Source organism: Nocardioides pakistanensis, assembly GCF_054781215.1.
Genome location: NZ_BAAGUV010000025.1, coordinates 87907 through 110847, shown reverse-complemented (window position 1 = coordinate 110847; position 22941 = coordinate 87907). Strand labels below are relative to the sequence as shown.

At 71.6% G+C, this 22941-nt stretch carries 21 protein-coding genes and 1 tRNA gene; 9 read left to right on the top strand and 13 right to left on the bottom strand.

Annotated elements, in window-relative coordinates:
- Nucleotides 1-8 precede the first annotated feature (8 nt).
- Together ACYVIH_RS11815 and ACYVIH_RS11810 are read left to right on the top strand one after the other, a co-directional pair.
- Complete coding sequence (locus ACYVIH_RS11815; RefSeq protein WP_460869548.1) at nt 9-1355, top strand: MFS transporter; 1347 nt, start codon at nt 9-11, stop codon at nt 1353-1355.
- Nucleotides 1352-2782, top strand: a complete 1431-nt coding sequence (locus ACYVIH_RS11810) for a pyridoxal phosphate-dependent decarboxylase family protein (RefSeq protein WP_460869546.1) — start codon at nt 1352-1354, stop codon at nt 2780-2782. Before ACYVIH_RS11815 ends, ACYVIH_RS11810 begins: the two co-directional genes overlap by 4 nt.
- A gap of 62 nt (nt 2783-2844) precedes the next feature.
- Here ACYVIH_RS11810 and ACYVIH_RS11805 read toward each other — a convergent pair whose 3' ends face one another.
- Complete coding sequence (locus ACYVIH_RS11805) at nt 2845-3993, bottom strand: FAD-dependent monooxygenase (protein WP_460869545.1); 1149 nt, start codon at nt 3991-3993, stop codon at nt 2845-2847.
- A 68-nt stretch (nt 3994-4061) separates the two neighbouring features.
- On the opposite strand from ACYVIH_RS11805, the gene ACYVIH_RS11800 reads away from it, so the two are divergent.
- Nucleotides 4062-4748, top strand: a complete 687-nt coding sequence (locus ACYVIH_RS11800) for a uracil-DNA glycosylase (protein WP_460869543.1) — start codon at nt 4062-4064, stop codon at nt 4746-4748.
- A 68-nt stretch (nt 4749-4816) separates the two neighbouring features.
- Entirely contained in the window at nt 4817-5602 is a 786-nt protein-coding gene (locus ACYVIH_RS11795; protein ID WP_460869541.1) for a dioxygenase family protein, read from the top strand.
- Nucleotides 5603-5627: 25 nt separating this feature from the next.
- Here ACYVIH_RS11795 and ACYVIH_RS11790 read toward each other — a convergent pair whose 3' ends face one another.
- From ACYVIH_RS11790 to ACYVIH_RS11780, 3 genes are all read right to left on the bottom strand, one after another.
- Nucleotides 5628-7181 (bottom strand): succinic semialdehyde dehydrogenase, encoded by a 1554-nt coding sequence (locus ACYVIH_RS11790; RefSeq protein ID WP_460869539.1) that lies wholly within the window; start codon nt 7179-7181, stop codon nt 5628-5630.
- Nucleotides 7178-8056, bottom strand: coding sequence for an SDR family NAD(P)-dependent oxidoreductase (locus ACYVIH_RS11785; RefSeq protein ID WP_460869538.1), 879 nt, complete (start codon nt 8054-8056; stop codon nt 7178-7180). Before ACYVIH_RS11785 ends, ACYVIH_RS11790 begins: the two co-directional genes overlap by 4 nt.
- Nucleotides 8057-8141: 85 nt before the next feature.
- Nucleotides 8142-9752, bottom strand: coding sequence for a GMC family oxidoreductase (locus ACYVIH_RS11780; RefSeq protein ID WP_460869536.1), 1611 nt, complete (start codon nt 9750-9752; stop codon nt 8142-8144).
- A gap of 129 nt (nt 9753-9881) precedes the next feature.
- Here ACYVIH_RS11780 and ACYVIH_RS11775 point away from each other — a divergent pair, with 129 nt between their 5' ends.
- Nucleotides 9882-10469, top strand: coding sequence for a M23 family metallopeptidase (locus ACYVIH_RS11775; protein ID WP_460869534.1), 588 nt, complete (start codon nt 9882-9884; stop codon nt 10467-10469).
- Between the two features lie 39 nt (nt 10470-10508).
- Nucleotides 10509-11366, top strand: a complete 858-nt coding sequence (gene pdxY / locus ACYVIH_RS11770; RefSeq protein ID WP_460869532.1) for a pyridoxal kinase PdxY — start codon at nt 10509-10511, stop codon at nt 11364-11366.
- A 264-nt stretch (nt 11367-11630) separates the two neighbouring features.
- Here pdxY and ACYVIH_RS11765 read toward each other — a convergent pair.
- Nucleotides 11631-11703 (bottom strand) — tRNA-Thr (locus ACYVIH_RS11765).
- A gap of 41 nt (nt 11704-11744) precedes the next feature.
- Between ACYVIH_RS11765 and ACYVIH_RS11760 the strand changes: the two genes are divergently transcribed.
- A complete protein-coding gene (locus tag ACYVIH_RS11760; RefSeq protein ID WP_460869529.1) occupies nt 11745-11987 on the top strand; it encodes a CsbD family protein in 243 nt (80 codons plus the stop codon).
- 63 nt (nt 11988-12050) lie between these two features.
- On the opposite strand, the gene ACYVIH_RS11755 is transcribed toward ACYVIH_RS11760, so the two are convergent.
- Both ACYVIH_RS11755 and ACYVIH_RS11750 read right to left on the bottom strand, forming a co-directional pair.
- The gene (locus ACYVIH_RS11755) at nt 12051-12944 is read right to left on the bottom strand and encodes a transketolase family protein (protein WP_460869527.1); all 894 of its coding nucleotides are present in this window, start codon (nt 12942-12944) and stop codon (nt 12051-12053) included.
- Nucleotides 12941-13675 carry a thiamine pyrophosphate-dependent enzyme gene (locus tag ACYVIH_RS11750; RefSeq protein ID WP_460869525.1) on the bottom strand — a complete coding sequence of 245 codons (735 nt, stop codon included), beginning with the start codon at nt 13673-13675 and terminating at the stop codon, nt 12941-12943. The genes ACYVIH_RS11755 and ACYVIH_RS11750 overlap by 4 nt, the downstream gene beginning before the upstream one ends.
- A gap of 55 nt (nt 13676-13730) precedes the next feature.
- On the opposite strand from ACYVIH_RS11750, the gene soxR reads away from it, so the two are divergent.
- Together soxR and ACYVIH_RS11740 are read left to right on the top strand one after the other, a co-directional pair.
- Nucleotides 13731-14192 (top strand): redox-sensitive transcriptional activator SoxR, encoded by a 462-nt coding sequence (gene soxR / locus ACYVIH_RS11745; protein ID WP_460869523.1) that lies wholly within the window; start codon nt 13731-13733, stop codon nt 14190-14192.
- A 9-nt stretch (nt 14193-14201) separates the two neighbouring features.
- On the top strand, nt 14202-15443 hold the full coding sequence (locus tag ACYVIH_RS11740) for a DUF4032 domain-containing protein (RefSeq protein ID WP_460869520.1): 1242 nt from the start codon (nt 14202-14204) through the stop codon (nt 15441-15443).
- Between the two features lie 51 nt (nt 15444-15494).
- Here ACYVIH_RS11740 and ACYVIH_RS11735 read toward each other — a convergent pair whose 3' ends face one another.
- Genes ACYVIH_RS11735 through ACYVIH_RS11710 form a run of 6 tightly spaced genes read right to left on the bottom strand, consistent with a single transcriptional unit; the run spans nt 15495 to nt 22733 of the window.
- Entirely contained in the window at nt 15495-16076 is a 582-nt protein-coding gene (locus tag ACYVIH_RS11735; protein WP_460869518.1) for a hypothetical protein, read from the bottom strand.
- Between the two features lie 5 nt (nt 16077-16081).
- Complete coding sequence (locus tag ACYVIH_RS11730; RefSeq protein ID WP_460869516.1) at nt 16082-17725, bottom strand: choice-of-anchor P family protein; 1644 nt, start codon at nt 17723-17725, stop codon at nt 16082-16084.
- Nucleotides 17722-18429 (bottom strand): ABC transporter ATP-binding protein, encoded by a 708-nt coding sequence (locus tag ACYVIH_RS11725; RefSeq protein WP_460869514.1) that lies wholly within the window; start codon nt 18427-18429, stop codon nt 17722-17724. Before ACYVIH_RS11725 ends, ACYVIH_RS11730 begins: the two co-directional genes overlap by 4 nt.
- Nucleotides 18426-19250, bottom strand: coding sequence for an ABC transporter ATP-binding protein (locus ACYVIH_RS11720; RefSeq protein ID WP_460869511.1), 825 nt, complete (start codon nt 19248-19250; stop codon nt 18426-18428). Before ACYVIH_RS11720 ends, ACYVIH_RS11725 begins: the two co-directional genes overlap by 4 nt.
- Nucleotides 19237-21258: a branched-chain amino acid ABC transporter permease gene (locus ACYVIH_RS11715; RefSeq protein WP_460869509.1), complete on the bottom strand. Its 2022-nt coding sequence runs from the start codon at nt 21256-21258 to the stop codon at nt 19237-19239. Before ACYVIH_RS11715 ends, ACYVIH_RS11720 begins: the two co-directional genes overlap by 14 nt.
- Nucleotides 21255-22733, bottom strand: a complete 1479-nt coding sequence (locus ACYVIH_RS11710) for an ABC transporter substrate-binding protein (RefSeq protein WP_460869507.1) — start codon at nt 22731-22733, stop codon at nt 21255-21257. Before ACYVIH_RS11710 ends, ACYVIH_RS11715 begins: the two co-directional genes overlap by 4 nt.
- Nucleotides 22734-22941: the final 208 nt, after the last annotated feature.

Genomic DNA, 22941 nt, shown 5'->3' with positions numbered 1-22941 from the left:
GTGCGGCCATGACAGCGACCGGCCTGCCCCGCGGCGTCCGCGTCGGGTACGGGATGGGCTCGGTCGCCACCGGCGCCTTCGGCACGGTGCCCGGTCTGCTCCTGCTGCCCTACCTGACCGACACGATCGGCGTCGCGGCGGCGCTGGCCGGGGTGATCGTCTTCCTGCCCAAGGCCTGGGACGTCGTGCTCAACCCGATCGCCGGGCGGATCAGCGACCGCAGCAGCTCACCGCTGGGACCGCGGCGGCCGTTCCTGCTCCGCGCCGGAGTCGCGCTCGCGGCGTTCTTCGCACTGCTCTTCGCCGCACCCGCGATGGGCTCTCGGGCGCTGGAGACCGCCTGGGTGGTGGTCGCCTTCCTCGCCTGCGCGACGGCGTACGCGTTCTTCCAGGTGCCGTTCGTGGCCATGCCCGCCGAGATCACCGACGACTACGCCGAGCGCACCCGGCTGATGTCGTGGCGGGTGGCGCTGCTGGCGCTGGCGATCCTGCTCAGCGGCGCCTCGGCACCCGCGATCCGCGACGCCGTCGGTGGCCGGGACGGCTACCGGTTGATGGGCGTGGCCGTCGCCGGCCTGATCCTCCTCGGCACGCTCGGCGCCTACCTCGGCACCCGCCGCGCACCGATCGGCCGCGTCGCCGCGGCGAGCGGCACCCTCGGTGAGCAGCTCCGCGTGGTCGCCGGCTCCCGCGACTTCCGGCTGCTGCTGACCACGTTCATGGTGCAGGCGCTGGGAATCGGTGCGATGCTCTCCGGCGTCGACTACATGGCCCGGGTGGTGCTCGAGGACCGGGGCGCCTCGACGGTGCTCTTCGTGTGCTTCGTCGGCCCGGCGCTGCTGCTCACCCCGGCGTGGGCGGCTGTCGGCGAGCGGGTCGGCAAGAAGCGCGGGTACGTCGCCGCCTCGATGTTCCTCGCCGGCGGTGCGCTGCTCCTCGTGGTCTCCGGGCAGGTGCCGGCGGCCGTCGTGTACGTCGCCACGGCACTGGTCGGCGTGGGCTACGCCGGCGCGCAGGTGTTCCCGATGGCGATGCTGCCCGACACCGCAGCGGTCGACGCCGCGCGCTCCGGGACCAACCGGGCCGGCGTGTTCACCGGGGTGTGGACCGCCGGTGAGACGCTGGGCCTGGCCCTGGGGCCGGGCATCTTCGCGCTGGTCCTCGCCGCCGGCGGCTACGTGTCCACCCGTTCGGGAGCCGTCGAGCAGCCCGACTCGGCGGTGACCGCGATCGTCCTCGGCTTCTCGGTGCTCCCGGCCGCACTCACCGTGCTGAGCCTGTGGTGGCTGGCGCGCTACTCCCTGACCCCCGACGACGTGGCCGCCGCGGTGGCCCACGACAAGGAGCCCGCATGAGCGACGTCCCCGCAGCACTCGCCGCCCTGGAGCAGATGCGCGCCCACGACCTGCCCACCCACGGCGGCCGGACCCTCGCCTACGTCTACGACAGCGGCCTGGCCGAGGCCGACGAGGTGGGCCAGGAGGCGATGGCGGCCTTCGCGAGCACCAACGGTCTGGACCCCACGGCGTTCCCGAGCCTGCTGCGGATGGAGAACGAGCTCGTCGGCCTGGCGTGCAACCTGCTCGACGCACCGGCGTCCGCGGTGGGCACGGTGACGTCCGGCGGCACGGAGTCGATCCTGCTCGCGGTGCAGGCCGCGCGCGACGCCCGCCCCGACGTGGACGCACCGGTGATGGTCCTGCCGGACACCGCGCACGCGGCGTTCCACAAGGCCGCGCACTACTTCGGGGTGCGGCCGGTCCTGGTCCCGGTCGGCGAGGACTTCCGGGCCGACGTCGGCGCCACCGCGGACGCGCTCGCCGAGCACGGCGACTCGGTGGTGCTGGTGGTGGCGAGCGCACCGTCGTACGCCCACGGGGTGGTGGACCCGGTCGCCGAGATCGCAGCACTCGCCCGGGAGCGCGGGATCCGCTGCCACGTCGACGCCTGCATCGGCGGCTGGGTGCTGCCGTACGCCGCCCGGCTGGGCCGGGACGTGCCGCCGTGGACCTTCGCGGTCGACGGGGTCACCAGCATCTCGGTCGACCTGCACAAGTACGGCTACACGCCCAAGGGCGCCTCGCTGCTGCTGCACCGCGACTCCGGCCTGCGCCGCACGCAGTTCTTCGCCAGCGCCGCGTGGCCGGGCTACACGATGCTCAACAGCACCATGCAGTCGACGAAGTCGGGCGGTCCGCTGGCCGCGGCGTGGGCGGTGGTCCGCACCATCGGCGACGACGGCTACCTCCGGCTGACCGAGGAGGTCCTCGACGGGGTCGACCGGCTGCTGGCGGGCCTGGTCGAGATCCCGGCGCTCGACGTGGTCGCCGCCCCCGACTCCACGCTCGTCGCGCTTGCGACCGACGGCAGCTGCGACGTGTTCACGATCGCCGACGAGATGCTGGCCGCGGGCTGGTACGTCCAGCCGCAGATGAGCTTCGCCGGGCGCCCGCCGACCCTGCACCTGACGCTCAGTGCCGCGACCGCAGCCCACGTGGAGGAGTTCCTGACCGCGCTCGGCGCCGCGGTGGCCGCAGCCGTCGAGGCCGGGCCGATCGAGGTGGCGGCGGACCTGGTCGACTTCGTCCGGGCGCTGGACCCGCACGCGCTGAGCGAGGAGGACTTCGACGGGCTGCTCGCCGCGGTGGGGATGGGCGGGGAGGGCTCGGGGCTGCCGGAGCGGATGGCCGAGGTCAACGCCCTGCTCGACGTCGCCGCGCCGGCGCTGCGCGAGGCGCTGCTGCTCGCCTTCCTCGACCGGCTGTCCCGCCCGGTGCGCTGATTCGGTGGTCGAGCTCGGCTCCGGTGGTCGAGCTCGGCTCCGGTGGTCGAGCTCGTCGAGACCTACGGCCGCCAGGTCGCGAACCGCGCCATCTGTCCCATCGCGATCCGGGGCGGCGCGGCCCGCAGCAGCCGGTTGCGCACCGCGATCGCCCGGGGGTCCGACAGCTGCTGGCCGATCCGGCCGGCCATCCGCGAGGCACGGGCGACCTTCCGGGTGCGCGGCCGGCGCTGCTCGTCGTACCTCACCAACGCCGGGTCGACGTCGTGCTCCCCGAGCAGCCGGGCGAGCACGACCGCGTCCTCGATCGCCTGGCACGCACCCTGACCCAGGTGCGGGGTCATCGCGTGGGCCGCGTCGCCGAGCAGGACCACCCGGCCACGCGTGAACCTGTCCGGTACCGGCTCGAGGTGGAACAGGTCGTGCCGCAGGACGGCGTCGGGCGGCGTCGCGTCCACCAGGCGCAGGATCGGGTCGTGCCAGTGCCCGAAGACGCGCCGCACGCCCTCCATGCCACCGAGGGAGCGGTCACCCTGCGGGGCGTTGACCGCACCGAACCAGTACACCCGCCCGTCGCCGAGCTCGACGACACCGAACTCCTCGCCGCTGCCCCAGGTGATGCCCGACGCGAGCTCCTCGGGCCACGGCTCGGGGGTGACCGCGCGCCAGGCGGTGATGCCGGCGTAGCGGACCTGCCCGGGGCTCCGCCACAGCTTCCGGCGCAGCCGGCTGTTGATCCCGTCGGCGGCGACCACGAGGTCGGCCCGGATCTCGTGGTCGGCCTCGTCGCGGCGGTACTCGACCGTGACCCGCCCCTCGTCGCGTACGTCGATCGCCTCCGCCCCGGTCAGCACCACCTCGTCCGGCAGCGCCTCGTGCAACAGGTCGACGAGCCGGGCGCGGTGGATGCCGACGGCGGTGACCCCGAACCGCGCCTCGAGCTCTCCGGCCGGGATCCGGGTGAGCCAGTCGCCGTCCGGCGTACGCGTGCCGGCGGGACCGCTGATCGCACCGGTGGCCCGGACCCGCTCGCCGAGGCCGATCGTGTCGAGGGCCGCGAGCGCGTTGGACCACAGGGTCAGGCCCGCGCCGACCTCGGTCAGCGCGGCGGCCTTCTCGAGCACGGTCACCTGCCACCCCGCGCGGCGCAGGGCTACCGCGGCGGTGAGCCCGCCGATCCCACCGCCGACGACCACCGCTGTCCTCGTCACGCCGTCACGATAGCCGCGGCTTGCCCCGTGCCTCGGTCGGAGGGCACCCGGCGCTAGGTTCTGTGCCCATGAGCGCACTCGGCGGACTCGTGGACCGCGGCCTGGTCGCATCCGACTGGGCCGAGGCGCTGGCCCCGGTGGACGACGTGATCGCAAGGATGGGCGAGTTCCTGCGAGCCGAGCTCGCCGCCGGCCGGACGTACCTGCCGGCCGGCGACCGGATCCTGCGGGCCTTCCAGCGACCGCTCGCCGACGTGCGTGTGCTGGTCGTCGGCCAGGACCCCTACCCGACCCCGGGTCACGCGGTGGGTCTGTCGTTCTCCGTCGCGCCCGAGGTGCGCCCTCTGCCGCGCAGCCTGGTGAACATCTTCAAGGAGCTGCACGACGACCTCGGGGTGGCGCCGCCGAGCTCCGGCGACCTGACTCCGTGGGCGGACCAGGGCGTGCTGCTGCTGAACCGGGTGCTCACGGTCGCGCCCGGGGCGGCCGGCTCGCACCGGGGCCGCGGCTGGGAGGCGGTGACCGAGCGGGCGATCCACGCGCTGGTCGAGCGCGGGGGCCCGCTCGCTGCGATCCTCTGGGGCCGGGACGCGCAGAGCCTCAAGCCGATGCTCGGGGCGGTGCCGTGGGTCGAGTCACCGCACCCGAGCCCACTCTCGGCCTCGCGCGGGTTCTTCGGCTCGCGCCCGTTCAGCCGGGTCAACGCGCTGCTCGTCGGTCAGGGTGCCGACCCCGTGGAGTGGCAGCTGCCCTGATCGGCTTGCTCCTGCTCGTGGCGACGCCTATCCTAGTTGTTGAAACTTGAACTACATGGGAGATGGCGATGACCACCGCAGACCGCATGCCGGCCCTCTACATCGGGCACGGCGCCCCGCCGCTGCTCGACGACCCGGTGTGGAGCGGACAGCTGGCCGCCTGGGCGGCGGACCTTCCGCGTCCCAAGGCGGTCCTGATCGTGTCCGCGCACTGGGAGTCCGCCCCGGTCAGCCTCAGCGCGACCGCGGCCGGCACCCCGCTGATCTACGACTTCGGCGGCTTCGACCCGAAGTACTACAACGTGAGGTACGAGACCCCGGACGCCACCGCCCTGGCCGCCCGGGTGGCCGCGATGATGCCGGACACCGAGCCGGTGCACCAGCACACGAGCCGCGGGCTCGACCACGGCGCCTGGGTGCCGATGAAGATCATGTACCCCGACGCCGACATCCCGGTGCTCCAGATGTCGCTGCCCACCCAGGATCCGGGCCGGCTCCTCGACCTCGGCCGCCGGCTGCGCCCGCTGCGCGACGAGGGCGTGCTGGTCGTCGGGTCGGGCTTCCTCACCCACGGCCTGCCGTTCCTGCGTGACTGGCGGATCGAGGCGTCCGCTCCCGGTTGGTCCGCGGAGTTCGACGCCTGGGCCGCCGAGGCGCTGGCCCGCGGGGACGTCGACGAGCTGGCGTCGTACCGGGACCGAGCGCCGGGGATGCCCTACGCACACCCGACCGTGGAGCACTTCACCCCGCTCTTCATCACCCTCGGTGCAGCCAGCGAGGCCGACGCCCCGGGCGACCAGCGCATCGACGGCTACTGGATGGGCCTGTCCAAGCGCTCGCTCCAGGTCGCCTGACCTTGCTCGCCCGGAGAAGCGCGGGCTAGCGGATGCCGGTCTTGCGCATGAGGGCCAGCGACTTGAGCGTGGTCTGCGCGTGCTTGGCGAAGGGCACGCCCTCGGGCGGGTCCATCACCTGCTTCTTGACCACGGCCAGGTTCTGCACGTCGGTGTACTTCAACAGGCCGTTGTCGCCGTGCCGGGCACCGACGCCGGACTGCTTCACCCCGCCCGACGGCGTGCCCTTGCTGGCAAAGGCGGCAGCGAAGGCGTCGTTGACGTTGACGTTGCCCGCCTGCAGCTTCTGCGCCACCTCGGTCGCCCGCTTGAGGTCGGAGCCGAACACGCTGGCGTTGAGCCCGTAGTCGGTGTCGTTGGCCAGCGCGATCGCCTCGGACACCGTGCGGTAGGCGTGCAGCGCGACGACGGGCCCGAACGTCTCGCACGAGCCGGCCATCATGTCCTTGGTGACGCCGGTCAGCACGGTCGGCGCGTAGAACGCCGGCCCGATCTCCGGCAGCGCGCGGCCGCCGACGAGCACGGTGGCACCCTTGGCTCGGGCGTCCTCGACGTGCGAGGCGACCCGGTCCTTGTGGTCGACCGAGATCAGCGACCCCATCTCCGGCTCGAAGTCGTACGCCGCGCCGATCTTGATCTGCTTCACCGCGTCGACGAACCGGCGGGTGAACTCCTCGAACATCGACTCGTGGACGTAGATCCGCTCGATGTGCATGCACACCTGGCCGGTGTTGCGGAACACCCCCGCGATCGCGCCCGGCACGACCTCGTCGAGGTTCGCATCGTCCATGACGATCATCGGGTTCTTGCCGCCGAGCTCGAGGGTGCAGCCGATCAGGTTCTCGCCGGCCCGCTGGCCGATGAACCGGCCCGTCGCGGTGGAGCCGGTGAACATCACGAAGTTCGCGTGGTCGATCACCGGCGGCCCCGCGACGGGTCCCTCACCGCAGACCACCTGGAACAGTCCCTTCGGCAGCCCGGCTTCGTAGAGCAGCGAGACGCCGTACAACGGGCTGAGCGCGGTCTTGTTGTCGGGCTTGAGCACGATGCCGTTGCCGGCCATGAGCGCCGGCACCGCGTCGGACATGCCGGTGGCGAAGGGGAAGTTCCACGGCGCGATGATGCCGACGACGCCCTTGGGCTGGCGGATCTCCGTGGAGGTGGTGACGATCGGCACCGGCCCGCCGCGCCTGACCGGACGCAGCAGCTTCGGCGCGCGCTTGAGGTAGTGGCTGATCACCATCGGGACGTCGCAGGTCTCCTCGAAGGCCATCCGCCGCGCCTTGCCGCTCTCGGCCTGGATCAGGTCGACGATCGTCTCGTTGTGCTCGAGCAGCAGCTGGTGGAAGCGCTTGAAGACCTTCATCCGCTTGGCGACCGGCCAGGACGCCCACACCGACTGGGCACGTCGCGCCTCGTCGAAGGCGCGGGCGATGTCCTCGGGGCTGGACTGCGGCAGCGCGGTGATGACCTCGCCGGTGTAGACCTCGGTCATCTTGTAGTCGTCGCCGCCGGAGGAGGCGACCAGGCCGGTCAGCCGGCTCAGCAGCTCGTCGTTGATGCTCGCGGGCAGGGTCATGCGGAACGCTCCTTCTCCGCCGCGGGGGCACTGTGCGCGACACGGTCCTCGTAGGCACGGCGTTCGGGCGAGGAGATCGCGTCGAGGGCGGCGCGCTCACCGCCGAGCACCCTGTTGAGCCACTCCCCGACGCGGCGCGGCATCAACCCGCCGGTCTTGGTGGCCATGCCGAGGCTCTTGGGGACGTAGACGTCGGGCCGGGGGAACTTCAGGGCATCCACGACCGCGGCGGCGACCTGCTCGGGCGTCACCGGCGAGACGCCCTTGTTGTCCTTGAGTCCCTTCGACAGCTCGGTGCGCACGATCGCCGGGTGCACGGCGGTGATGTCGATCGGCGTCCGGTCGGCCATGAACTCGATGTGTAGCGCGTTGGAGAAGCCCGACACGGCGTGCTTGGTCGCCGTGTACGTCGCTCCGCCGGCGACCGGGACCCGTCCTGCAGCAGAGGAGATGTTGACGATGTGTCCCTGGCCGCCGCGCGCCTTCATCCGACGCACCGCCTCCTTGGTGCCGTGGATGACGGCAAGCAGGTTCACCGCGACCTGGGCGTGGGTGGAGGCGTCGCTCTCCTCCTCGATCCGGTTCAGCGGCATGATCCCGGCGTTGTTGACGAGCACGTCGATCGGACCGAGCTCGCGCTCGACCTGGTCGAGGAACGCGGTGAAGCCGGCGTTGTCGGTGACGTCGAGGCCGGCGCCGATCGCCTTGCCGCCGACGCGGGCCGCGGTCTCCTTGGCGAGGGTCTCGTCGAGGTCGCCGATCGCGACGACCGCGCCCTCCCGGACGAGGTGAGCCGCGGTGGCGGCGCCGATCCCGCGGCCGCCGCCGGTGACGACGACGACCTTTCCGGCGAGGGAACGTGGTTGACGGGCCATAGGTACTCCTCGGATCGCTGCTGTGTCGCGGGTCACCCTCCCGCGGCAACTGTAACGCGTTCTAGTTTCTGGGTACACCCCCGTCTCAGGAGGTCGTCATCAGCTCCGCGCAGCGCTCGCCGATCAGCATCGCCGGGGCGTTGGTGTTGCCGCCGGTGATGCTCGGCATGATCGACGCGTCGGCCACCCGCAGTCCCTCGATGCCGCGCACCCGCAGCTCGGGGTCGACCACGGCCCGCTCGTCCACGCCCATCCGGCAGCTGCCGACCGGGTGGTAGACGGTCGTCGCCCGGCTCGGCAGCTCGCGGGCCAGCGCGGCGTCGTCCGGGAAGTCCGGGCCGGGGTTGAGCTCGGCACTGACTCCCGCGGCGATCAGCCGGTTTGCCATCGTCTCGCGCACCAGCTTGACGCCCTCGAGCAGCAGCTCCCGGTCGGCCGGCTCGGTCAGGTAGCCGGGATCGATCAGCGGCGCCGCGGTCGGGTCGGCCGAGGCGAGGCGGAGCGTGCCCCGACTCTTGGGGTAGATCAGCGTCGGCATGATCGTCAGCGCAGCGGCGGGATCGACCTTGTGCCTGGTCGGGGCGTCCTGGTTGGGGAACGGGTAGCTCCACGGCAGCGCGTGGATCTGCAGGTCCGGGACCGGCGACCCCTGCGAGGAGTGCACGAAGGCGACCGCCTCGAACACCGTCCTGCCGAGCCAGGTGTCGCCCCGCAGCGCCTCCTGCACCATGCCCTTGGCGAAGTACGCCGCCGTGCCCTTGTTGCGGGCACCCTTCATGACATAGGTCATCGGCACGAACATGTGGTCGTGCAGGTTGTCACCGACCGGCAGGTCGGCGTGCACGTCGATGCCGTGCCGGCGCAGGTGCTCGGCCGGACCGACACCCGAGAGCATCAGCAGCTGCGGCGAGCTGTAGGCACCGGCAGACACGACGACCTCCCGGTCCGCCCGGATCACCCGCGTGCCGCCCTTCTCGAGCACCTCCACGCCGACGGCGCGACCACCCTCGATCACGACGCGGCTCACCGTGGCACCCACCTCGATCCGGAGGTTGGGCAGCGCGTGGTCGTCGAGGTACGCCACCGACGACGAGTACCTCAACCCGTCGGCGGCACTCTGCTGGAAGACGCTGACACCCTCCTGCGACTTGCCGTTGTAGTCGTCGATCTTCGGCACGCCGGCGGTCTCGCTCAGCGCCTCCATGAACTCCTGCGACGCCGGGGTCAGGTCGCGCTGGCGGGTGACCTTGACCGGGCCGTCCCCACCCCGAAGGTCGTCCGCGCCGCCCTCCCAGCTCTCCATCCGCCGGAAGCTCGGCAGCACGTCGTCGAAGGACCAGCCCTCGTTGCCCTCCGCCGCCCAGTCGTCGTAGTTCTGCGCGTTGCCCCGCACGAACAGCATCCCGTTGACCGAGCTCGACCCGCCGAGCACGCGCCCGCGGGTCTGCGGGATCCGGCGTCCGAGGGCGTGCTGCTGCGGGGTGGTGTAGAAGCCCCAGTCCAGCCGCTTCTTCAGCTGCGGCACGTTGTGGAAGATCGCGATCATGCCGGGCTTGCGCACGAACGGGGTTCGGTCCGACGGACCGGCCTCCAGCAGCACGACGCTCGCCCCCGTGTCGGCGAGCCGACGGGCCACGATGCAGCCGGCACTGCCGGCCCCGATCACCACGTAGTCGGCGGAGTCGACAGCACCCATCACACAACCTCGATCACTCACGACGGCCGGGCAAGGGAGACCCCACCCCGGATCGAGATGGACTGTAACGCGTTCTAGTTCTGGCGTACAGGGGTTCCCTCGGCCTCCGAACGACGATGAGATGGCCCGATGACCACGCTCCGACCGCTCGCCCTCGCGGCCGCGACCCTCGCCGTGCTCCTCCTGCTCCCACTGGCCCTCGCCGGCGCGCTCACCGGCGCCGCCGCGGCCGAGGAGCCCCGACGGTTCTGGGTGAAGGACAAGCACCGCTACTCCTCGCCGTGGTACGCCGGCGAGCGGCGCAAGATGATCAACTTCGGCTGCACCGCCGCCCCGTACTACTCCCCCGACCCGCGGTGCACCCGGCAGCGCGGCTTCCACCACGGCATCGACATCGCGATGCCGTGCGGCACGCGCCTGTTCGCCGGCATGCCTGGTCGGGTGGTCGATCCCGCCTCGAGCGGAGCACTCGGTGCGTCGTACGGGCCGAAGGCGTGCCGGATCCGCAACCAGCGCCACGACGTCGACATCGTGATCGCCCACGTGCGCAAGGTCTATGTCTCTCCCGGCGAGCGGGTCCGCCGCGGCCAGCTGATCGCGCGCGCCTCCGACGCGGGCGCCCCCGACGGGTGCCACCTGCACTTCGAGGTGCGGCCCAAGCGCGCCGGCTACAGCTCGGCGATCCGCCCGCACGAGTACCTGAAGCTCCGGCGCTAGGTGTACTCGGCCCGCAGTCGAGATGGCAGGATTCGTCCGGTGAACATCCTCTCCATCCAGTCCCTGGTCGCCTACGGTCACGCCGGCAACAGCGCCGCGCTCTTCCCGCTGCAGCGTCTCGGCTTCGACGTGTGGCCGGTGATCACGGTGCACTTCTCCAACCACACCGGGTACGGCGAGGCGCGCGGGCCGCTGCTGCGCGCCGAGGACATCGCCGAGGTGATCCACGGCGTGGAGGACCGCGGCGCCCTGGACCGGTGCGACGCCGTCCTCTCGGGCTACCAGGGCGCCGAGGACGTGGGCGCGGTCATCCTCGACGCGGTGGCGGAGGTGAAGCGCCGCAACCCCGAGGCGATCTACTTCTGCGACCCGGTGATGGGCGACGTCGGCCGCGGCTTCTTCGTGCGACCGGGCATCCCGGAGTTCATGCGCGACAAGGTGGTTCCGGCCGCCGACGTGATCACCCCCAACCAGTTCGAGCTCGCGTTCCTGGCCGGCACCGAGGCCGAGACCCTGGAGCACGTCGTGGCAGCAGCCAACGCGGTGCGCGCGACCGGTCCGAACACCGTCCTGGTCACCAGCGTGATCACCGACGAGACGCCCGACGACGCGCTCGACATGGTGGCCGTCTCCGACGCCGGCGCCTGGCGGGCGCGCACCCCGCGACTGCCGATCAACCCGCCCGGCGCGGGCGACCTGACCTCCGCGGTGTTCCTGGCGAACCTGCTCGCCGGCCACGACCTGCCGACCGCGCTGGCCCGGACGACCTCCTCGGTGTACGCCGTGATGGAGGCGACCGCCGAGGCCGGGAGCCGCGAAATGCGGATCGTGGCGAGCCAGGACGCGCTCGCCGACCCGGCCATGCAGTTCGAGGTCGACCGGGTCGACGGCGCCTGAGCCGCCGGGGCTGAGCCACCAGCGCGGGACTGGGGGCCGCCCCGCTGGGAGGAACGAGGCGGCCCTGCGCGCCCCTTGCCCGCGTGTTGTCCGGGCATGCCCGGGTGTGCGGCACTCGGGCGGTATGTCCGATGCGCTGTCCCCCGTGCAGGTGACCAACGCCCGGACCGGGCCGCGGATGGGGCACGAACAGCAGGAAATCCCGAGGATTTCTGTGGTTCGCGCCCATTTCTGGAGCACGCGACGCGCGCGCAAGAGGGTCGGAGCCGACCGGGGGACTCGAACCCCCAACCCCCTAATTACAAGTTAGGTGCGCTGCCAGTTGCGCCAGGCCGGCCTGCGCCTGCCGACCGTGCGGTACGGCGGACGCGAGGACCCATGGTAGACGGCCGCATGCCGTGGGCGGGCTCGGGTACGACCGTCGTACCGACCAAGGAGGGACGACTCATGGGCATGGACGACAAGCTGAAGAACTCCGCCGAAGGCACCCTGGGCAAGGCCAAGGAGGCGCTCGGTGGCGCCAGCGACGACGAGTCGCTCGAGCGCGAGGGCAAGCGCGAGCAGAGCAAGTCCGACCTCAAGCAGGCGGGCGAGAAGGTCAAGGACGCCTTCAACAAGTAGGACGTCGGACCGCGACGGCGGGGTGGCCCCACGGGGCTGCCCCGCCGTCGTGCTGTCCGGGGGCTACGCGGACAGGAACGCGTCGACCGAGGCGCGGATCCCCGCGGCGTCGAGGCCGTGCGCGGCGGCGTGCTCGCGTGGGGTGCCGTAGCGGCGCAGCTCACCCCGGGCGACGCCGAGCGACAGCAGCCGGTGCGGTACGTCGACCAGCGCCTCGTCGACGCAGCGTGCCGACGTCCCGGCCAGGTAGGGCTCGACCAGCACGACCTCCGGCCTCGCCAGCACACCGCGCAGGGTGGCGGCGTCGAACGGCCGCACCGAGCCGGCGTAGAGCACGCTGACGTCCAGGTCGCCGACCGCCTCGAGCACCGGGTCGAGCATCGGGCCGACCGCGACCAGGGTTGCGCCACCTCCCCGCTTCGCCACGTGGAAGCGACCGGGTCGCACCGGGAAGGCCTGCCGGTTCTGGTGCTGCGAGACGCGCACGTAGTCGCGGCCGGAGCCCGACACCGCCAGCCGCATCGCGGACTCGACCTCGTCCGCGTGGCCGGGCACGTGCACCGTCCACCCGGACAGTGTGTCGACCAGCGCCACGTCGCCGGGTGCCTGGTGCGTGCGCCCACCGCCGGCGATGTCGTACGACGCCCCGCTGCTCACGAGCACCCCGCCGACCCCCTGGTGGTCGAACCCGAGCTTGACCTGCTCGAAGGCCCGCTCGACCAGGAACGGCGCGAACGTGTGCACGACCGGCCGCATCCCGGTCAGCGCGAGGCCTGCCCCGACGTTGACGAGGAGCTGCTCGCGGATGCCGACGTTGACCACCCGGTCGGGATGGCGCTGCTCGACCTCGGCGAAGTACTGGCCCGAGATCTCGGCGTACACCAGGGCGACCGAGAGGTCCTGCTCGACGAGCCCCGCTGCGGTGGCCGCGAAGGTGGCTCTCGGGTCGCGCCTCATGAGACCTTCTCCTCGACGTGGGCAACGACAGCCGACGGCGTCCCGAAGCCCGACGGGTCCGGTGGCCGCGTCAGTGCACGGTGTAGTTGCGCGTGATCTCGGCCATCGACCCCCACGGTGTGCCACCCCTCGACCGCGAACCGCTCCTCGATCCGCCCGGGGACGGCGTGCGTGGCCGACCGGTTGTCGACGACCACGACGGTGAGCGCCGCCAGGTCCAGCGCGGCCGCGAGCTCGATCGCCTCATGATTGCTCCCTTCGTCCAGCTCTGCGTCTCCGACGAGCACGACCACCCGCGCCCCGATTCCCTGCGCCCGTAGACCGAGGGCCGTGCCGACCGCCAGCGGCAGCCCGTGCCCCAGCGAGCCGCTCGAGATCTCCACCCCCGGAACGAGGTTGCGGTCGGGGTGGTGCCCCAGCGGTGATTCGTACGACGCCCAACCGGCCAGCCAGCCGACGGGGAAGAATCCTTTGGCGGCAAGCACCGCGTAGTAGGCCATCGGGCCGTGCCCCTTGGACAGGTAGAACCGGTCACGCCCCGGGTCGGCCATCGTCTCGGGAGTCACGTCCAGAACGGTGTCGTACAGCATCCAGAGCACGTCGAGGGTCGAGGTCGCAGCGACGGTGTGCTTCTCGTCCCCGGTCATCAGGCTCATCAGGTGCCAGAGGTCGGCGTAGCTGTAGCGATGCCCGCCCGCACCGACCTCCTGCAGAGTGGTCGTCGTCGTCATGGCACGACGATGCAAGTTCAAGTTCACTTGAAGTCAACACCGATATGCTCGACGCATGCCGAGGCATGTCGCGCACCTGACCATCGGGCAGCTCTCCGAACGCTCCGGCGTCGCTCCCTCTGCGCTGCGCTACTACGAGGAGCGCGGTCTGATCCGGTCCGAGCGCACGGCAGGCAACCAGCGCAGGTACGCCCAGGCCCAGCTGCGCCGGGTGGCGTTCATCCGTTCCGCACAGCGGGTCGGCCTCACCCTCGAGGAGATCGAGGAAGCCCTCGCCACACTGCCCGAGGGCAGGACACCGACGAAGGCAGACTGGGCCAGGCTTTCTCGCAGCTGGCGGCCGCGCATCGACGAGCAGATCGAGCGCCTGGAGCGGCTCCGGGAGAGGCTCGACGGCTGCATCGGCTGCGGTTGCCTGAGCCTGCGCACGTGCGCGCTGAACAACCCCGACGACGAGGTCGCCCCACGCGGCCCGGGGGCGGTCTTCCTCGAGCCCACCGGTCGCCGCCGCCGTTAGGCTGGTCCCATGCCCCTGCGGATCGTGGCCACCAAGCCGAACCCCGCGCTGGTGACGCTGCCCTGGAACCTTCCGCTGGAGGAGTGGACCGAGGAGCACGTGGTCCCGCTCCCCCGCGGCATCTCCCGCCACGTCGTCCGCATCGTCCGGCTGGGCACCGACGTCTACGCCGTGAAGGAGACCCGCGAGCCGATCGCCTTCCGGGAGTACCGCATGCTCCGCGACCTCCGCCGCCTCGACCTGCCGGCGGTAGAGCCGGTCGCGGTGGTCGCCGGCCGGGAGAGCGCGAGCGGCGAGGAGATCGAGCCGGCCCTCGTGACCCGGCACCTGACCTACTCCCTGCCCTACCGGTCGCTGTTCTCGCACGGTCTGCGCGCCGACAGCCTTCCGAAGCTGATCGACGCCCTCGCGGTGCTCCTGGTGCGGCTGCACCTGTCGGGCTTCTTCTGGGGCGACGTCTCGCTGTCGAACGTGCTGTTCCGCCGCAGCGCCGGCGAGTTCACCGCCTACCTCGTCGACGCCGAGACCGGCGAGCTGCACGACGAGCTCTCCCGCGGGCAGCGGGCGCACGACCTCGAGGTCGCCTACGGCAACCTGTTCGGCGAGCTGCTCGACCTCCAGGCCGGCGGGCTGCTCGAGGACGAGGTGGACGCGCACGCGATCATCGAGCTGGTGGAGCGGCGCTACACCGAGCTGTGGGACGAGCTGACCGGCATCGAGGAGTTCGACGCCGCGGAGATGTGGCGCATCGGGCAGCGCATCGAGCGGCTGAACAAGCTCGGCTTCGACGTCGACGAGCTCGACATCGTCACCGACTGGTCGGGCTCCACCGTGCGTCTGCAGCCGAAGGTGGTCGAGGCCGGACACCACTCACGCGAGCTGCACAGCCTCACCGGGCTCGACGTCGAGGACAACCAGGCCCGGCGGCTGCTCAACGACATCTCCGCCTACACCGCCCACCACGGTCTGGGCGCCGAGAACCGCTCCCTGGTCGCCTACCGGTGGTTGACCGAGGTCTACGACCCGATCATGGCGATGGTGCCGAGACAGCTGCGCGGCAAGCTCGAGCCCGCCGAGATCTTCCACGAGATCCTCGAGCACCGCTGGTTCCTGTCCGAGCGGGCCGGACACGAGATCGACATCATGGAGACCGCCCGCTCCTACATCGACTCCGTCCTGGCCAAGCGACCCGACGAGGCGCTCACCGCAGCCGACGACCCCGACGTGCTGATGCCCCGGGCACAGCGCTGAGGCTGCGCCCGGGACACCGACCGGCAGGCCCGAGGCGCCGTCAGGGCCAGGTCAGACCTCGGGCTTGCACAGCCGGCACGCGGTGAGCCCGGGAGCGTCGGGCCCGGCCGGCCGCAGGTCGTCGCGCGCCGCGATCAGGGCGCAGTCGGCGCGGTGGACGGTCGTGCCGCCACCCGCGACGACCAGCACCGCACCGGGGTCACGCACGGCTGCCGGGGTGGCCGAGGCGGCGACCGCCGGGGTCGTCGCCGCGCTCCGCGAGACGACGTCGGCGAGCACGAGCAGCGTGTCGGAGAGCCGCTTGGCGGAGTCCCGCTGGTCGGCGGCGATCCGGGCCAGCCAGGCCCCGAAGTACAGGAAGCCCCCGCAGAAGGTCAGCCCGAGGCCGAGCAGGCCGCCGGAGACCAGGTAGGACAGCTGGTCGTAGGCGTACGGCGTGTGCGCGGCGCCGTACCAGCCGAGGATGATCACGATCAGGCCGAGCGGGAGGAGCACTGCTCCGGCCACGAACAGCACGACCTGGAGCATCCGGTAGCCGTTGTTCCGCAGCGGTGCCGACCCGGCAGCCTGCTGGTTGCGGGCCTGGGCCCGGGGCATCACGTGGGCGGTTGCGGGCGTGGACTGTACGGTCACGGGAATCAGGCCCCTCTCAGGTCGGGTACGCCGGTCTCGAGGCCGTGCGAGCAGCTGCCCGCCCCGCCGAGCACGAGACCGCCGATCTTCTGCAGCCACCAGCCAACCCCGGCGGCGAGGATCAGGCCGCCCACCATGAGCGCGCCCGGGATGCTCGCCAGCGGCGGCAGGCCGGAGGACGCCATGGGATCGGCGGCGAGTGCGTCGAGCCCACCGGCGTCACCGGCGGCAGCCGCTTCTCCGGCCACGCCCGGCACCCCGGCGGCCGCACCGCCGGCGGTCGCCGAGCCGCTGGTGCCGCCACTCACCGGCGGTGCGCCGGCGCCGGTCAGGTCGCTGGGGTCGACCGTCGGCAGGTCGAACTCCATCTTCGGCACGGTGCTGGTCTCCGCGGCGGCGTTGCCGGCGGTGATCACCAGCTTGGGAGCCAGCTGGGTCGCCGCACCGAGCAGGCTCTTGAGCTGCTTGGCCTCCTCGGGGAACGGGATCATGTCGACCAGGTCCTGGAGCGGCACGTCCTTGAGCAGTGCGCGCAGCGGCTTGGTGTCGATGATGATCCGCAGGCCCGAGAACGCCGCGGCCGCCTCGTCACCCTTGGCCATCTTCTTCGGCTTGGGCAGCAGCAGCTGCACGCCGAGCTGCTCGAGCGCCTTGCCGGGGTCGTCGGAGAGGCCGGGGATCTTCTGCTTCTGGCCGGCGAACTCGACCCCGTCCGGCCCGATCGACATCGGGGTGCCGGCGATCTCGAGGCCGCCGATCCGGGTGATGCCGGACGCCGTCGGCTTCTTGCCGTCGGCGGTGGTCGTGGTGCGCACGGTGATCCCGTCCGCGGTGATCATCCCCCCGAGCAGGGACAGCTGGCCCAGCTTGCTGGTCGCCACGGTGGTGACCGTGCCGCCCTTGAGCATCGTGCGCGCGTCGCTGACGAGCCCGTCGACGTCCACCAGCATCGCGAGCTCGGGCGGCAGACCGGGAGTGCCCCCGTCGTCGCCGTCCTCCTCCGCGGCAGCCACCGCCCGGTCCTTGCCGGTGATCGCGGCACCGAGGTCCTGCAGGGCCTTCAGCGGGTCGGCGGGCAGCTCGGGCAGCCCCGGCAGCCCGGGCTGATCATCGCCGGGGGGCTCGGGAAGGCCGGGCACCCCGGGCTGGTCCTTCTTCTCGGGATCGGACACGTCGGAGTTGCTGGACCACCCGACGGTCGCCTGGACGCCCTTCTCCGATGCGCTGGTGCGCATCAGCGAGCCGGGCACCGGCTCGTCGGAGGCCTTGTCGTTCTCACCGGGAGTGCGGGAGTTCACCTGCACCGGGTAGCCGTCCTTGCACAGTCCGGTGTCGCCGAGCCCCAGCTGCTCCACGAAGGTCTTGCAGCCCTGGCCGAGCGGGTCGCCGGGCCACAGCCAGCTCGCCAGCCCGGCGCCGTCGCCGCTGGTGGCCTCCACCTTCGTGTAGGCGAGCTCGAACTCCAGCTGCGGCTCGGCCGGGATCGGCACCACCGGCTCGTAGATCTCGATCTTGAGCGGGGTGGCCACCGCCTCGGAGGAGTAGCCGCCGAAGGCCGGCTCGGCCTGCGCCGCCGGGATCGGGGCGGCGGTCCCCACCAGCCCGGCCGCGAGGGCGGCCAGGGCCAGGGACCTGATCGGGCGCTTCATGCTGCTCCTCCAAGGATGACGTCGGACATCTTCGCGTTGATCTCCTCGGGTTCACCGGTGGCGACGATCCGCCCGCCGGTCATCACCGCTGCGTAGTCGGAGACCCGCAGCGCCGTACGCGCGAACTGCTCGACCACCAGGATCGAGACGCCGGTCTCGGCGATCTGGGCCACCGTGTCGTAGAGCTCCTCGACGATCAGCGGCGCCAGGCCCATCGACAGCTCGTCGAGCAGCAGCAGCGCCGGGTCGGAGGCCAGCGCCCGGGACAACGCGAGCATCTGCTGCTCGCCGCCGGACATGGTCCCGGCCAGCTGGTGGCGCCGCTGGTCGAGCCGGGGGAAGTAGCTGTAGGCGGTCTCGAGCACCTTGTCGGCCGGCACCCCGGCGTAGGAGACCAGGGTGAGGTTCTCCTCGACCGTGAGGTTCGGGAAGACGCTGCGTCCCTCCGGGATGGTGCACAGGCCGTGCCGGGCGAGCTCCTCGGTGGTGGCGCCCTCCACGTTGACGCCGGCCATGTGGATGTCGCCGCTGGTCGGCTTCATCTGACCGCTGATCACCTTCAGCAGCGTGCTCTTGCCGGCGCCGTTGGGCCCGAGCAGGGCGACCACCGCGCCGCGAGGGAGGGTGAGGTCGACGCCGCGGAGCACCTCGATGCGACCGTAGGCGGCGTGGAGGTCCATGACCTCGAGGATCGGGATGCTCACCTGACCACCTCGTCGACCACGGGCGGCAGCACGGTGGTGTAGTCGTCGGCGCCGACCGGCGGCAGGTCGTTGCGGGTCGCCTCGACCTCGTGCTCGTCGGCCGCGCCGAGGTAGGCCTCCTGCACCCGCCGGTCGGCGCGGATCTGCGCGGGTGTGCCCGAGGCGATGATGTGGCCGAAGTCGAGGACGTGGATCTCGTCGCAGACGGCCATCACCAGGTCCATGTCGTGCTCGACCATGAGCACCGCACGGCCCTCCCCGGCGAGCTCGCGGAGCAGGTCGCCGAAGTCGTCGGTCTCGTTCTCGTCGAGCCCGGAGGAGGGCTCGTCGAGCAGCAGCAGCTGCGGCTCGCTGGCCAGCGCACGCGCCAGCTCGAGCAGCCGGGCGGTGCCGGTGGGGATCGAGTCGGCGCGCTCGTCGGCGTACTCCGCGATGCCGACCCGCTCCAGCAGCGCGTCGACGCGCACGCTCGGGGTGCGCTGCAGCAGTCCCCGCAGGCCGTGGTGGATGTCGAGCGCGACGCGCACGTTGTCGCGCACGGTGAGCGAGCCGAACGCCTCCAGGCGCTGGAAGGTGCGCGCCATCCCGCGCTTGGCGCGACGGTGGGGCTGCATCGAGGTGATGTCCTTGCCCTGGTAACGCACGTGGCCGCTGGTCGGCTTCTGCAGGCCGGTGATCACGTTGAAGCACGTGGTCTTGCCCGCGCCGTTGGGCCCGATCAGCCCGGTGACCCGGCCGGCCTCGAGGGAGAACCGCGCCTCGTTGACCGCGGTCACCCCACCGAACTGGACGACCACGTCGTCGACCTCAAGAAGCGCCATGGGTGGCCACCTCCTCCCTCAGCACCAGGTCGGTCTCGGAGTCGTACGTCGACCCGGCCCGGACGTCGTCGCCGTCACGGTGCTTGCCGACCGTGCCGTCGTCACGACGAGCCAGCGCCGGCACCGGGATCGACGGCAGGCCGGGAACCCGGTCGGCCACGGCGGGCCAGAGCCGCTGCTCGACCTTGCGACCGAGGCCGAAGAGCAGGTTGGCCAACCCGTTCGGGTCGCGACCGAGCGCGACCGCACCGAAGCCGATGACCACGAAGGCGAGGCCTGCGAGGTTGGGGTAGTTGCTCTGCAGCACCGGCAGCATCATGTAGAAGACGCCGCCCAGGGCCGCGCCGGTCACCGACGTCACGCCGCACACGACCGCGAGCAGGAGCAGCGGCAGGCTGGAGAGCAGCTGGAAGTCGGTGGCGGAGATGGTCTGCCGCAGACCGGCGAACAGCGCGCCGGCCAGGCCGGCCATCCCGGCCGACAGTCCGAACAGCCCGACCCGGAACCAGCGCATGTTCAGCCCGAGCGTCCCGCAGGCGGCCGGGCTGTCCCGCATCGCGATCAGGATCCGGCCCAGCCGGCCGCGACGGAGCAGGAGCAGCCCGATGCCCATGGCCACGAAGATGATCGTCATCAGCACGACGTAGGTGCCGCCGTCGCTGACCTGGATGCCGAGCACCGAGAGCCGCTCGGCCGGGAGGCTGCCGTTGAAGCCGAACGCGAACGACGCCTGGAAGACCAGCTTGTCCATCAGCGCGCCGAACGCGAGCGTGCTCAGCGCGAGGTAGAGCCCGGTCAGCCGCAGCACCGGCAGCGCGACCAGCGCACCGACGGCCGCGGCGATCAGGGCCGCGAGGAGGAGGCCGAACAGGTTCGGCGAGTCGAGCTTGGCGTAGGACAGCGCGCCGATCCCGGCGAAGGTGAACTGCGCCAGCGACACGTGCCCGCCGTAGCCGGTGAGCAGCACCAGCGAGAGCATCACCATCGCGTAGGTCGCGGCGGTGCCGGCCAGCAGGATGCTGGAGCCCGACATCGACAGCGTCAGCAGCGCGACGAGTACGACGAGCCCGCCTCCGGCGGCGACCGAGCGGCGCACGGTCGGCAGCGGCGCCGACACGATGCCCTTGACCTGGCCGACACGCAGCTGGGCCTGCGGCATCAGGACGATGACCACGAACAGGAACAGCGTCGGGATCACCGCCCGGAGGCCGGACAGGTCGCCGGTGCTCGGCAGGTAGGCGACCGCGTAGGACTGCAGGATGCCCAGGCTCATCGCGCCGGCGAAGGTCAGCGGGAGGCTCTTGAGCCGGCCGAGCATGGCGGCGGCGAAGGCGTTGATCACCAGCAGCGTGAGCTCGTAGTAGTCCAGCCCGATCACCGGCGTGAGCAGGATCCCGGCCAGCGCCGCGAGCGACGTGCCGATCGCCCAGGCGAGGGCGGCCACCATGCCCGGCTGACCGCCGTACAGCTTGAGCAGGTCGGGGTTGTCGACCGAGGCCCGCATCGCGGTGCCGACCCGGGTCCGGTTCAGCAGCAGGAACAGGCCGCCGGCCACCGCCGCGGAGAGCAGGATCGTGACCAGCTGGTGGTAGGTGACGAAGACCCCGCCGGCGGAGAACCCGGCCTGGTCGAAGAACTGCGGCACGCTCCGCGCCGCCGGCGGCCACACCTGCTGGGCCACACCGATCAGGCCGACGAAGAGGCCGACGGTGACCACGAGGGAGACGCTCACCGGGGCGTCGCCGAGACCGCGGGCGACGAACCGCTGCACGAAGAACCCGAAGGCCGGCGCCACCACGAGCAGCACCAGGGCGAGTGAGACCCAGGCCGGGATCCCCTGCCGCTGGCTGAGGTCCCAGTAGACGAAGGCCATCACCATGCCGAACGCACCGTGGGCGATGTTGAACACCCGGGTGGTGCTGTAGGTCAGCACCAACCCGCTGGCGGCGATCGCGTAGGCGGCACCGGTGAAGATGCCGAGGATCGTGAACGACAGGAGACTGGTCATGTCGCGTCCGAGACACCGTTGCAGGTGTACTTCGTCGACCCCTCAGGCACCCACTTGCCGCCCTTGAGGACGATCCACCGCCAGCAGTCGCCGGTCTCCTTGGACCCGACGTGCTGCGGGCTGTGCAGGCCGTTGCTGGTCCAGCCGTCGACCTTGCGGACCGCCTGGACCAGGGACTCGCGGTTCAGCCGACCGCCGAGCGCGAGCGACTGCTCCACGAACAGCCGGGCCGCCGACCACGAGAACAGACCGAAGAAGGTCGGGGTCGCTCCGGGCTTCACCTGCTGCAGCCAGGCCTGGTAGAGAGCCATCTCCTTGTTGGAGTTGGCCTCCTCGAACATCGCGATGTTGATGAAGATCTTCGTGCCCTCGACCGCGGCACCGCCGGACTCGACGTAGCGCGGGTCGTAGCCCGTCGGGTCGAGCACGAACGCATCGGGCTTGAAGCCCTGCTGCTGCATCGCCTGGGCCAGCCGCACGGCCTGCTGGTAGGCACCGAGGAACTGGACGTACTTGACGCCCTTCTCCTTCATCTGCTGGACGTAGGGCCCGTAGTTGAACTCCGAGACGTCGATGCCCTGCCGGTAGACGAACTTCATCCCGCGTCGCTCCATGGCGTTGGCCTGGTTGTTCGCGTTCAGCGGGCCGACGCCGGCGTTGATCCACACGTAGGCTGCGCTCTTGGCGGCCGCCGGGTAGTTCTTGAGGATGTGGTCGGGCACGGCGTTCTGGAACGTGTTGGGGTTGGCCGACTGCACACCGAAGCAGTTGTCGCACTTCTGCCGCTCCGCGGACACGTTGGCGGAGCGGAGGTCCGGGATCCCGCACTTGTCGGCCGTGGCGGCGCCACCGCTGTCGAAGGCCGACATCGAGCCGACCGCCGCGAAGGCGCTCTCGCAGGCCTTGGCGTAGGCCTGCTGGTCGGCTCCGGCGTCGGTGCGGCTGTCGAGCTTGAGCACCTCGAGCTTGCGTCCGCAGATGTCGGAGGTGGCGTTGAAGTACGCGGCGTAGGCCTGCACCGCCTGCTGCGCGGACTCGAACAGTCCCGGGACGGGTCCGCTCACGTCGGCGGCGTTGGCGATCACGATGCTCTTGTCCGTGATGCCGACCTGGTTCTTGAACCCGTTGCAGTCCCCGGCCTTCGTCGTGCCGGTCGCGGCGTTGGCACCGCCGGCCTGCGGCGCGCTGCCGCCGCCCGACGAACCGGCCGAGGCACCCGAGCCGCCGGACCCGCCGGAGGCAGCACCCCCGCCCGTGGTGGTGCCGGCCGTGGTGCCGCCGGCTCCGGTGTCGCCGCCTGCCTCGGTGCCGAGCGCCTCGCCGCCGGCAGCCATGCCCTGGTCGAGGCCGCCTCCGGTGCCGGCGCTGGCCGCGCGGACGTCCTCGGGGCTGAGCTGCGAGCCGCACGCGGCCAGCACGAGGCTGAGCGCGCCGGCGGCGGCGGTGACTGCAAGTGTGCGACCGCGAAGTTTCACGGGAGGGCTCCTCGTCGGTCCGTTCCGTGGCTCCCCAGCAACGGTGCGGACTCAGGTCTACGTGTGTACCTGCTCAGCCCGGACCAACGATCCGCTCCGCGAAAGGTGATGCGTTTCACGGTGTGGAGGTCGGTTTCTTTGCCCCGGGACTGCTCCCTCTCCCGCGTCGATGCTAGAACGCGTTCTATTTCTTTGGCAAGGGTGCAGC